At 50.8% G+C, this 10876-nt stretch carries 12 protein-coding genes; 8 read left to right on the top strand and 4 right to left on the bottom strand.

All coding sequences use genetic code 11. The features are described from left to right. Window positions 1-16: 16 nt before the first annotated feature. The 8 genes from grxD to lnt all read left to right on the top strand — a co-directional run bounded on the left by grxD (window position 17) and on the right by lnt (window position 5664). Window positions 17-340 (top strand): Grx4 family monothiol glutaredoxin, encoded by a 324-nt coding sequence (grxD, locus tag IPK30_08655; protein ID MBK8103338.1) that lies wholly within the window; start codon window positions 17-19, stop codon window positions 338-340. 25 nt (window positions 341-365) lie between these two features. Continuing rightward, entirely contained in the window at window positions 366-968 is a 603-nt protein-coding gene (locus IPK30_08650; GenBank protein MBK8103337.1) for a peroxiredoxin, read from the top strand. A gap of 67 nt (window positions 969-1035) precedes the next feature. Next, window positions 1036-1767, top strand: a complete 732-nt coding sequence (locus IPK30_08645) for a hypothetical protein (GenBank protein MBK8103336.1) — start codon at window positions 1036-1038, stop codon at window positions 1765-1767. Window positions 1768-1807: 40 nt separating this feature from the next. Beyond that, complete coding sequence (locus IPK30_08640; GenBank protein MBK8103335.1) at window positions 1808-2800, top strand: PhoH family protein; 993 nt, start codon at window positions 1808-1810, stop codon at window positions 2798-2800. Next, window positions 2793-3266 (top strand): rRNA maturation RNase YbeY, encoded by a 474-nt coding sequence (gene ybeY / locus IPK30_08635; protein ID MBK8103334.1) that lies wholly within the window; start codon window positions 2793-2795, stop codon window positions 3264-3266. The genes IPK30_08640 and ybeY overlap by 8 nt, the downstream gene beginning before the upstream one ends. A gap of 29 nt (window positions 3267-3295) precedes the next feature. Further along, the gene (locus tag IPK30_08630) at window positions 3296-4156 is read left to right on the top strand and encodes a CBS domain-containing protein (protein ID MBK8103333.1); all 861 of its coding nucleotides are present in this window, start codon (window positions 3296-3298) and stop codon (window positions 4154-4156) included. Window positions 4157-4162: 6 nt separating this feature from the next. Beyond that, window positions 4163-4522: a hypothetical protein gene (locus IPK30_08625; GenBank protein MBK8103332.1), complete on the top strand. Its 360-nt coding sequence runs from the start codon at window positions 4163-4165 to the stop codon at window positions 4520-4522. Continuing rightward, window positions 4498-5664 (top strand): apolipoprotein N-acyltransferase, encoded by a 1167-nt coding sequence (lnt, locus tag IPK30_08620; GenBank protein MBK8103331.1) that lies wholly within the window; start codon window positions 4498-4500, stop codon window positions 5662-5664. Before IPK30_08625 ends, lnt begins: the two co-directional genes overlap by 25 nt. On the opposite strand, the gene pepN is transcribed toward lnt, so the two are convergent. The 4 genes from pepN to IPK30_08600 form a co-directional block, all read right to left on the bottom strand. Next, entirely contained in the window at window positions 5651-8332 is a 2682-nt protein-coding gene (gene pepN / locus IPK30_08615; GenBank protein ID MBK8103330.1) for an aminopeptidase N, read from the bottom strand. The genes lnt and pepN overlap by 14 nt on opposite strands. After that, on the bottom strand, window positions 8329-9177 hold the full coding sequence (locus IPK30_08610; GenBank protein MBK8103329.1) for a DUF2797 domain-containing protein: 849 nt from the start codon (window positions 9175-9177) through the stop codon (window positions 8329-8331). Before IPK30_08610 ends, pepN begins: the two co-directional genes overlap by 4 nt. Window position 9178: 1 nt before the next feature. Further along, window positions 9179-9514 carry a DUF1315 family protein gene (locus IPK30_08605; protein ID MBK8103328.1) on the bottom strand — a complete coding sequence of 112 codons (336 nt, stop codon included), beginning with the start codon at window positions 9512-9514 and terminating at the stop codon, window positions 9179-9181. A 267-nt stretch (window positions 9515-9781) separates the two neighbouring features. Next, window positions 9782-10816 (bottom strand): methyltransferase domain-containing protein, encoded by a 1035-nt coding sequence (locus tag IPK30_08600; GenBank protein MBK8103327.1) that lies wholly within the window; start codon window positions 10814-10816, stop codon window positions 9782-9784. Window positions 10817-10876: the final 60 nt, after the last annotated feature.

The following is a 10876-nucleotide window of genomic DNA, read 5'->3' as shown; positions in this document are numbered from 1 at the left end:
TCAGCGAGGTCACCCCATGGATGTCATGGATCAAATTAAAAACCAAATCGAAAAAAACCCCATCATCGTTTACATGAAGGGCAGCCCAAACGCACCGCAGTGCGGTTTTTCAGCACGCACAGCAGAAGCCCTGATGAACTGCGGCGTGAAGTTCGCTTTCGTAGACATACTTAACAACCCAGATATCCGCAGCAACCTGCCGCGTTACGGCAACTGGCCGACCTTCCCACAATTGTGGGTAAAAGGTGAGCTAATTGGCGGCTGCGATATCGTCACTGACATGCACGCCAAAGGCGAACTACTGCCACTGCTGCAAGAAGCCGCCGTGCAAGAGAACTGAGTTCCCTCGCTACAAGGAGCGTGCAATGGCTGTATTAGTAGGCAAACCGGCGCCAGATTTTCGCTGTGCGGCGGTATTAAGCAACGGCGAGATCGTGCAGGATTTTCATCTCGCCAGCGCCATCCAAAATAAATATGCGCTGCTGTTTTTTTATCCGCTGGATTTCACTTTTGTCTGCCCATCGGAGTTGATTGCACTCGATCATCGCATGGAAGAATTCACCGCACGCGGCGTAGAGGTGATCAGTATTTCTATTGACTCCCATTTCACACACCACGCATGGCGCAACACCGCCATTAACGATGGCGGCATCGGCGCTGTGCGCTACACCATGGCAGCCGACCTCACACATCACATTGCACGCGACTACGATGTGCAAACCGATGGCGGCATGGCATATCGCGGCGCTTTTTTGATTGACCCGCGCGGCATGGTGCGCAGTCAAATTGTGAATGACTTGCCGCTCGGTCGTAACATCGACGAATTGTTGCGTTTGATTGATGCACTACAATTTCACGCTGAACACGGGGAAGTTTGCCCTGCAGGTTGGCAAAAAGGCGATGCGGGGATGCAGGCCACTCCCGCTGGTGTTGCTCAGTATTTACAGCAACACAACGCCAAACTGTAAGAACTTAAATCCGCTGCGCTGCCAGCAATGAGGCTGGCTTGCTTCTTCGCTATGGACAGCAACACCGATGTACCTCACCGCTACACTCAGTCACGAAATACGCAATCCACTAACCAGCGTGCTGGCGGTGTTGCGCCTGCTCAGCACAACAGCTCTCGACGACAACCAAAGAAAATTGCTGCACACCGCAGACAGCGCCAATTGCACGCTGTTATCTCTGCTCGATGAAATACTGCAACGCACGCGCGCCGGCGGCACTTACGGCATTATCAATCAAGAATTTTCCATCGCTGAGTTAATACACCCGTTACTAACGCTGTATTCCTGTCAGGCACAACAAAAAGGTGTGATTCTCATTGCACACACGCACCCTTCCGCACCCAAAAATTTGTATCACGATGCCGGAAAAATTCGTCAAATACTCAGCAATCTACTCGCCAATGCCGTGCGCTTCACGGACAACGGCCTGATCAAATTGGAGATCACCCAAGCCACTTCTCAAGAAAACACACCTGTCCTATGTTTTCGTGTGATCGACTCTGGCACGGGAATACCGCCCACTGCGCTGTCAAAAATTTTTGAAGCTTATCAACAAGCACGCAACTCTCAGCAACACACGGATGGCACGGGTTTGGGCCTAAGTATCAGCCAAGCGCTAGCGCATGCGATGGGTGGCAATATTGCCGTCAGCAGCATTGAAGGGCGCGGCAGCACTTTTACGCTCACCCTGCCCATCGTGTGTGAAACGGAAATACCGCACCGATCAACTTCCCCCATCTCACTGCAGCGTATATGCTAGGGGACATGAATCACAGCGCCCACGGCGCTACGCAGCCGCCTTGAATACTCCAACAAACAACACTGTTGACCGCACCTTGGTGCTGGAACCTGCTGACAACCATCGCCTGAGCAATCTCTGCGGGCAGCTACAAGGGCACCTGAAACAAATTGAGCAACGCTTAAGCGTACAGCTCAGTGTGCGTGGCAACATTTTTACGATTCAAGGCGACAGCAATGCCACAGCCACAGCGGCGGCCGTGCTACAACAGCTGTACCAAGAAACAGCAGATCATCAAGAACTCTCGCCTGAAAAAATCCATCTCGCGCTGCAAGAAGCCAATGCCGCCGCGCACAGTAACGCACAGCATCACACCTACGAACAGTCCAGTATTCGCACACGCAAAGGCAATATCAAACCGCGCGGCGCAGCACAGAACACCTATGTGCAGGCCATTCGTAAGTACGACATCAATTTCGGCATTGGCCCAGCCGGCACAGGAAAAACCTATCTTGCTGTCGCCTGCGCCGTGGAAGCCCTGCAGAGTGAAAAAGTAGAGCGCCTGCTGCTCGTGCGCCCCGCTGTGGAAGCAGGCGAAAAATTAGGTTTTCTGCCTGGCGATTTGGCACAAAAAATTGATCCGTACCTGCGACCACTGTACGACGCACTTTACGAAATGATCGGCTTTGAAACAGTCGGGAAATTATTAGAGCGACAAATCATTGAAGTGGCACCGCTAGCCTATATGCGTGGTCGTACGCTGAACAATGCGTTTATTATTTTGGATGAAAGTCAAAACACTACCGAATCGCAAATGAAAATGTTTTTAACGCGTATCGGTTTTGGTTCTACCGCTATTATCACCGGTGATGCCACACAAATTGATTTACCGCGCGGCACCAAATCGGGCTTACTGCATGCCTGCGAAGTGTTGCGCGATGTCGACGGTATCAGTTTCACACGCTTTAGTTCACACGATGTGGTGCGTCATCCCTTGGTACAGCGCATCGTCGATGCCTATGATCGCCACGAAAACAGTGATCGCCATGGCTGAACCGACTATCCATGTTTTGATCGACAATACCTGCGACGCCCCCAACACCCCCAACGATGCTGAGTTCTCACAATGGACAATCGCAGCTCTGGCTGGGCTGCGCGCCCGTGCTGAAGTCTCTATCGGTATTGTTGACGAAGAAAACAGTGCCAGCTTGAACATGGAATACCGTGGGAAAAATTACGCCACCAATGTGCTGTCATTTCCCAGCGACCTGCCAGAAGATTTTGACCCACCGCTGTTAGGGGATTTCGCACTGTGCGCTGCTGTTATCAACAAAGAAGCGCAAGCGCAAAACAAAACTGCAACAGCACACTGGGCGCATATGGTCGTGCATGGCTGCCTGCATTTGCTAGGTTTCGACCATATAGACGACGCTGAAGCTGATGAGATGGAAGCACGCGAAATCACCATTCTTCGCCAATTAGGGTTTAACAATCCCTATGAATTTAATACTGATAAATAACGCACAGCACAGGAAAGAGCACACCATCCATGAGCGATGACACACACAACGAACCAACTGAAAAATCATGGTTGGATCGTTTTATGAAAGCCATTGGCCTGTCACTGCGCGACAGCACAGACCTGCTTGACATACTCGACGACGCACACAAGCAACAACTGCTCGACGATGAAATGTTTTCCATCATGGAAAATGCACTCAATATTCGCGGAAAGACCGTTAGCGATATCATGGTGCCGCGCCGTCAAATGGTGACACTAAAAGCCAGCGACTCTCTGGAAACCATGCTGGCTGCTATTATCGAATCCGAACACTCTCGCTTTCCCGTCTTAGGAGAAACACCCGATCAAATCGTTGGCATTTTATTGGCAAAAAAATTTCTGCCGTTGATTTTGAAAGATAAAGACAGCTTCGATATTCAAGAATATTTACACAATGCCAATGTGATTCCGGAAACCAAGCGCATCAGTGAATTGCTGCGTGAATTTCGTTTGAATCGCTACCACATGGGCATCGTAGTGGACGAATACGGTAATGTAGCTGGATTGGTGACAATTGAAGATGTGCTGGAAGAAATTGTCGGCAATATCGAAGATGAAACCGATATCGAAGAAGATGAGCGTTTTATTCGCCCGCTTTCTGGTCACGATTATTTAGTCAAAGCGCTCACACCCATTGAAGATTTCAACGCCGCATTTGGATCAACACTGTCCGATACAGATTTCGACACCATGGGCGGTCTTGTGATGCACGCTTTTGGTCATTTACCGCGCCGCAATGAAATCACCACTATCAACGATTTCAGCTTTCGCGTGCTGAATGCCGATAAACGCCAGATACACATGCTGCGCGTCACTTTGCCCACTAACAGCAACACCGCGGCGGAATAAATACGCATGAAAAATCTATTCTCCGGCAAGTGGGGCGACCTCGCTGCACTCCTTGCCGGTGCCACACTGCCACTGGCCTTAGCGCCATTTGATTGGTGGTGGTTTGCGCCGCTGCCGCTGCTTGCTTATCTCGCGTTGTCGCATGGTATTGCTATGCGACGCCGTTTTTGGCGCAGTTTTTTATTTGGCTTAGGACTTTATGGCACGGGCGCTTCGTGGATTTATGTCAGCGTGCACGATTACGGCCCCGCTCCCGCACCGCTGGCCGCTGGCTTAATCTTTCTTTTTTCTTGCGGCATGGCACTGCTTTTTTGTTGCCGATGTTGTGCTGGCACCGTTTTTTGCAAGACAAACGCGGCGGCGTAGCCTTGGCATTTCCAGCCATTTGGATGCTAGACGAATGGTTTCGCGGTTGGATTCTCACCGGCTTTCCTTGGCTTTTTATTGGCTACAGCCAAACCGAAACTTTTATGGGCAACTGGGCGCCTGTTGTCGGTGTGTACGGCATCAGCTTTTTATTAGCATTTTTCGCCGCCTCGCTATTTGATTGCTTACAACAGCGGCGTTTTTCCATTCCGTTTCTGCTGTCTCTGTCGCTGCTGTGTGCAGGCAGCGCACTACTGGGCAAAGTGCTGTGGACGCAGCCAACCGGAACACAGCAAGATTTCGCCTTAATACAGGGCAATGTACCGCAACAACTCAAATGGAAACCGGAACAACGCGAGGCAATTCGAGCGCTGTACCGTAACGCTAGCGAACCCCTTCTGAAAAAAAATGCACTCGTGGTGTGGCCTGAGGCAGCTATCCCGGAGCTTTACACCAGTGAACATCCTTTCTTTCAACAGATGACGCATGACTTGCAAAACCGTGGCGGCGCACTGATTACAGGCATTCCCACCGTGCACTACGACACCGACGACACGCCGTATTTTCATAACAGCATGATCGGCCTCGGCGAAGCCAGTGGCATCTACAACAAACAGCGCCTCGTACCGTTTGGTGAATATGTGCCGCTAGAAAGTTGGTTAAAAGATTTACTCGATTTTTTCAAAATGCCTATTTCTGATTTTCGTGTTGGCACAGCCAACCAAGCCAATATCAGCAGTGGCTTGTTGCGTATTGCATCGAGTATTTGTTACGAAGTGGCCTACCCCAAATTGGTCGCCGAACAAGCCAAAGAGGCTGACATCTTACTCACCGTGAGCAATGACACTTGGTTTGGCAACTCCATCGGTCCACATCAACATTTGCAAATGGCACAAATGCGCGCACGAGAAAATGCCAGGGAAATGTTGCGCGCCACCAGCAACGGTATTTCTGCACACATAGACGAGCGAGGAAAAATCATCAGCCGCTCACCGCAATTTGAATACTTCGTGCTGCAAGGCGCAGTGAAGGCGCGACAAGGCCACACCTTGTATCAATTACTGGGTAACTGGCCACTGTTGATCGTCTGTTTTCTATTGCTGCTCACTGTGCGATGTTGTCGACTATCTACTCGCCCTTAAGCACCGATTTACTCGCCACTTCGTAAACATCCGGCGAGCGTTTTCCGCTATCTAAAATGCGCTGCAATTCGGTGCGCATTTTTTCCTGATTCGCAGCGGGCATTTTTTGCCAACGCGTCAATGGCGACAACAATCGTGCAGCGATTTGCGGATTGATTGCATCTAGCTCAATGACTTTATCCGCCAAAAAACGATAACCACTGCCGTCGTCGGCATGAAAATGCGCAAGATTCTGGCTACAAAACGCACCAATAACTGCACGCACTTTATTCGGGTTGCGAATATCAAACGCTTCATGTTGCAACAATTCTTTGACACGATCCAAGGCGCCTGGCAGTGAACACGCCGCCTGCCATTGCAACCAAAGATTGACCGCCAAGGGTTCCTGCTGCCAGCGGCGATAAAAAATACGCAGCGCTTTTTCTCGCACAGCGACAACAAAATCTGCATCACAGTTGATCAGTGCTTGCAAAGAAGCGCTGGCGTCCGTCATGTTGGCGGCATTGTTGTACTGATCAAGACACAACTGTGCAGCTGGCTTGTCGTTTAATAATGCCAAGTACGACAGCACGATATTTTTCAAACTGCGATGTGCAATGGCAGTAGCTACTGGCTGATACACCGTTGCAGGTTGATGGCGGTGATATACATTTTCCAAAGCATGACGCAATTCATGGGCCAATGCTTTGCGAGCAAATTGCCGTGCGCGATGAATGGCAACTGGATGCGCCACCTCTGACAATTCTGCAAGATAACTTTCAGACGGCAGTTCCAACATTAAAGCCACCATCGCTGGATCTAGCGTTTCATCCAACAACAGCACGCGAAATGCGGCAACCAATTTGTTATCCAAATCCAAAGGCTGCTGACGCAACACTTTGTCGATCAACTTTTGTAAAACTTGCACGCCCAATTGCTGCGCCGCATCCCAACGATTAAAGCCATCGCTGTCGTGGCTCATCAAAAACGCCAGTTCGTCTGCTGTATGCGGATAATCCAGTTTTACCGGTGCAGAAAATCCACGCAACAGCGACAATACCGGCTGTTCTTCCACGCCTTCAAACACAAACTGCTGCACGCTGTCGCGCACTTCCAGCAAGTGCTCTTTTTGAGCCGCACTACTGGGTTCACCCATGCGCTCAGCGCGCAAGCGTACAGATAATTCACCGCCAGTTTTCCCTAACAAACCAACTACCACTGGAATATGGAAAGGCTCTTTGTAGGAGGCTTCTGGTGTGGCGGGACAGCTCTGCTCCACCGACAAGCGCAGCGTTTTTTCGCGCGCGTTATACTCACTGCGCACACGCAGCACAGGCGTTCCGGCCTGTGTATACCAATAGCGGAACTGCGTTAAATCGCGGTGCGATGCCGACGACATAGCCGCCAAAAACTCATCTATCGTGACAGCCTGCCCATCGTGGCGCGCAAAAAATAAATCGGTGCCCTTGCGGAAATTTTCTGCACCCAACATACGATGCAGCATACGCACCACTTCCGCGCCTTTTTCATACACGGTGGCGGTATAAAAATTGGAAATCTCCATGTAAGACGCTGGCTGTACGGGATGCGCCATCGGCCCGGCATCTTCGGCAAACTGCGCGGTGCGCAACATATTCACTTCTTCGATGCGCTTGACCGTGCGCGAACCCATGTCGGCAGAAAACTCGCTGTCGCGAAAAACCGTAAAGCCTTCTTTCAAACTCAACTGAAACCAATCGCGACAAGTGACGCGGTTGCCAGACCAGTTGTGGAAATACTCGTGCGCCACTACCGCTTCAACGCGTTGAAACCCTTTATCCGTAGTGACTTCGGCGCGTGCCAACACACAAGAAGTATTGAAAATATTTAGGCCCTTGTTTTCCATCGCGCCCATGTTGAAATCATCAACAGCGACAATCATGTAAATATCTAAATCGTATTCGCGCCCGTAAACTTTTTCATCCCAAGCCATCGCGCGCTTCAACGAAGACATCGCGTGACTGCACTTTGCCAAATCTTTGGCTTCTACATAAATACGCAGCGTGATACGCCGCCCTGAGCGCGTAACAAAATAATCTTCCACAAACTTCAAGTTGCCCGCTACCAGCGCAAACAAATAGCACGGTTTTTTGAACGGATCCTTCCATGTCGCCCAATGCATGCCATTGTTGAGTTTGCCGCTTTCTACCAGATTGCCATTCGATAGCAACACGGGGTAACGCTGTTCTTCAGCCAAGATAGTCACTGTAAACAGCGACATCACATCGGGTCTATCCAGATACCAAGTGATACGACGAAAACCTTCCGCCTCACACTGCGTGCAAAACATTCCACTGGACTTATACAAACCCTCCAGCGCCGTATTGAGCTGTGGACGAATAGCAACAATTGTTTCCAACTCAAAACTTTCTGGCAGCACAGCCAAAATATGCAACTTATTGTCTTTGATTTCGTAATCACTAGCAGGTAGCGGCTTGCCATTGAGCGTCACACTGCGCGTGGCCAACTCGGCGCCATCCAACACCAGCAGCGCATCGGCATTACCTTGCGGATTTCTGCGCATTTTCAAACGCGCATTGACCGTAGTTGCCATCTCCGTCAACTGAAAATTGAGATGCGTTTCATCGATTAAAAAATCAGACGGTTTATAATCTTGCAGCAGCGTTGCTTGTGTCACTGAATTGCTCATATCACTGAAAATTCCACTTCATACGCGGTAAATTTGCGCACATTGAGCGCGCCACTATCCAACATCAAATACTGACCTTTAATCCCTAACAGCTCACCTTCTACGACAGGTGTTTTATCAAAATTGTGCGTGCTGACTTTTTCTGCATAACGCTGAATGGGGTATACAAAACGCTGTTCACTTTCATCCGATAAAAGATTAACTGACTGCAAACCAAAGGTGTTTTGCAAGGCTGCCACCTCTTGCTGAATACCTTGCAGCAATTGTTCACGCACCGCCGCTAAATCCACCGTTTGCGCATCCGCACGCAGCAATGCGCGCCAATCCGTTTTATCTGCCACCCATGTCTTGCACAGCACTTCGAATAAACCCGACAAACGCCGATTTGCCACCCGCGCAATCGGCAGGGCTTGTATAGCACCCTGATCCAACCACCGTGTCGGCATTTGGCTGGCGCGTGTTATCCCCACTTTTACACCCGAAGAATTCGCCAAGTAAACGACATGATCTGTCTGGCAATGTGTTTCCGCCCAATCCGGTTCGCGACAAGTACCTAAATGCAGATGGCATTTTTCTGGGCTAACAATGCAGCTATCGCACTGCGCCAATTTTTTAAAACAGGGAAAACAATAACCTTGATTGAAACTTTTTTTCGTCACGCGATTGCAGTGTGTACAGCGAATAACGCCCGTGTGTTGCAAACGAATACGCTGCCCAATGTATTGATTCATCGGCACGCGTATGTCATTCAAAGGCAAAGCATATTGCGCAGGCGCACCAAGCGTTACCTGCATTTTATCCAAGCAGCCTTTGTGCAACACCGCGCTAGTCGCTGCCACCAACATCTCAATGCCTAGTTTGATTTTGTTCAGTCAAATGCCGAAACACGAGCAACTGCTCTTCATCCCAACGATTGTGTTTGTGATCGTGCGCTTTATCGCCCTCACTGCCGCAATGCTCATGTTCTTGCGGCTGAATATAGCCCACGCGTTCGTGTTCAGGCTTGTTGCGGCCATCGTAATAAATCACTGCCTGCAAACAGGTCTCGCGCTGCGCGGCTGACAGGCGCGTGCCATCCGCCCATTTACCCAATTCCACCGCGCGTTTCAGCGCCTCATACACCGTGGGGGTGATGTTATTGAGCAGGGCTTGTAGGTCGGGAAGGTCACTGGTTTCCGTCATGGTTTCACACAGAATTGCAGGCATGGATGGGCGTTACATTCTAGCAGAGCGCCGAGGATGCCTCTGTCATTTTGTTCTATCATCACGCCGCCGATGTTTTTGGAGACTACCGTGATCCGCACACCCATTCCGCTGATTTTTGTACTGACAATTGGCTTGTCGCTCACGGCTTGCGGCACAGGCTCCCAAGGCATGACGGGCAAGGCGACACAGCAACAAGCGCGCGCGGATCAATTGGCCGATGAGTATTTGGACTGTATTCGCGATCTAATTGAGAAAACTTCGCGCGAAAAATATGCCGACCGCCACACGCGGCGCAATGTGGTGTTGGATAGCTGCCAAACCTCCATTACGCCGTTTACTGTGGTGCAAGAGCAGGCATTCAGCAATGCTTGCGCCAACAGCGACAAGGGCCTCCAAGCCTGCGACGACGAGGCCGTGAGTAAGACCAAGCGTGAAACTGAAAAACTTAAACAGAAGGCAATCGAGCGCGTGGATGCCGCGCCTATGCCCTACTACTGAAAATCGCCTGTTTTTTCTGGCGATGACATGAATGTAGCGCCCCAACCATTTATAGGGCTCTTGTCTGCCCAATTCCTGTTCCAGCGCCAATAGTGTGTCCGCCTCGATTTTTACGCCCGGAAACAAGTAATCGTGCAGGCAGCGCACGCCCGTCACTTGCACCACTTCCATCCCCTGCTGCGCCAACCACGCCAACACTAGCGGCGCAGATTGCGGGCTGATGGGCGTCAAACTGCCTGCTTCACCGGCTTTATCCGCCGCGCGCGCGCGATCCACATTGCCCTTCAGCAAGTTTTTCCACACGATAGATTCACGGTTGTAAAACGCCAGCGACAGATAACCCTGCGGCGCAATCCACGGCAGCAGTTGTGCCAGCGTGGCGAGCGGATCCACCAACCACTCCAGCACGGCATGACACACCACCACATCAAATGGCTGAGGCGGCAACACCTGCGGCAATTCTTGAATACTGGCTTGCACACACTGCACGCAAGCGGCATCTAACCCCGCCTCGGCAAACTGCTGCTGCGCCTTTTCCAGCATGGGCGCTGCCGGTTCTGCCAGCATCACCTCATGCCCCAAGGTCGCGAGCCGCGCACTCATCTGCCCCAAGCCGCCGCCCGCATCCAACACGCGCAGTTTTTTCCCTGCTTGCAGCGCAGGCAGCGCGGTGAGCAAGTCATCCCACAATAATTGCAGACGCAAATCGCCCTTTTTCGAGCCGTAAATCTTGCGCTCGAAACGCTCAGCCAATTGATCAAAATGAATATCTTTCGTCATCACCAAACAGTATTCCCACTGCGTACATTGCCTAGCTCGAATCTCGTAGCTACGAAAACA

This window comes from Cellvibrionales bacterium, from assembly GCA_016713115.1.
GTDB lineage: Bacteria > Pseudomonadota > Gammaproteobacteria > Pseudomonadales > UBA7239 > UBA7239.
The sequence above is the reverse complement of the archived record's forward strand: the minus strand, read 5'-3'. Positions and strand labels throughout refer to the sequence as shown.

What these genes read in the sequence shown, in the direction of transcription:
- grxD (MBK8103338.1), top strand. Translation starts at nt 17, where the DNA reads ATGGATGTCATGGATCAAATTAAAAACCAAATCGAAAAAAACCCCATC.
- IPK30_08650 (MBK8103337.1), top strand. Translation starts at nt 366, where the DNA reads ATGGCTGTATTAGTAGGCAAACCGGCGCCAGATTTTCGCTGTGCGGCG.
- IPK30_08645 (MBK8103336.1), top strand. Translation starts at nt 1,036, where the DNA reads ATGTACCTCACCGCTACACTCAGTCACGAAATACGCAATCCACTAACC.
- ybeY (MBK8103334.1), top strand. Translation starts at nt 2,793, where the DNA reads ATGGCTGAACCGACTATCCATGTTTTGATCGACAATACCTGCGACGCC.
- IPK30_08630 (MBK8103333.1), top strand. Translation starts at nt 3,296, where the DNA reads ATGAGCGATGACACACACAACGAACCAACTGAAAAATCATGGTTGGAT.
- IPK30_08625 (MBK8103332.1), top strand. Translation starts at nt 4,163, where the DNA reads ATGAAAAATCTATTCTCCGGCAAGTGGGGCGACCTCGCTGCACTCCTT.
- pepN (MBK8103330.1), bottom strand. Translation starts at nt 8,332, where the DNA reads ATGAGCAATTCAGTGACACAAGCAACGCTGCTGCAAGATTATAAACCG.
- IPK30_08610 (MBK8103329.1), bottom strand. Translation starts at nt 9,177, where the DNA reads ATGTTGGTGGCAGCGACTAGCGCGGTGTTGCACAAAGGCTGCTTGGAT.
- IPK30_08605 (MBK8103328.1), bottom strand. Translation starts at nt 9,514, where the DNA reads ATGACGGAAACCAGTGACCTTCCCGACCTACAAGCCCTGCTCAATAAC.
- IPK30_08600 (MBK8103327.1), bottom strand. Translation starts at nt 10,816, where the DNA reads ATGACGAAAGATATTCATTTTGATCAATTGGCTGAGCGTTTCGAGCGC.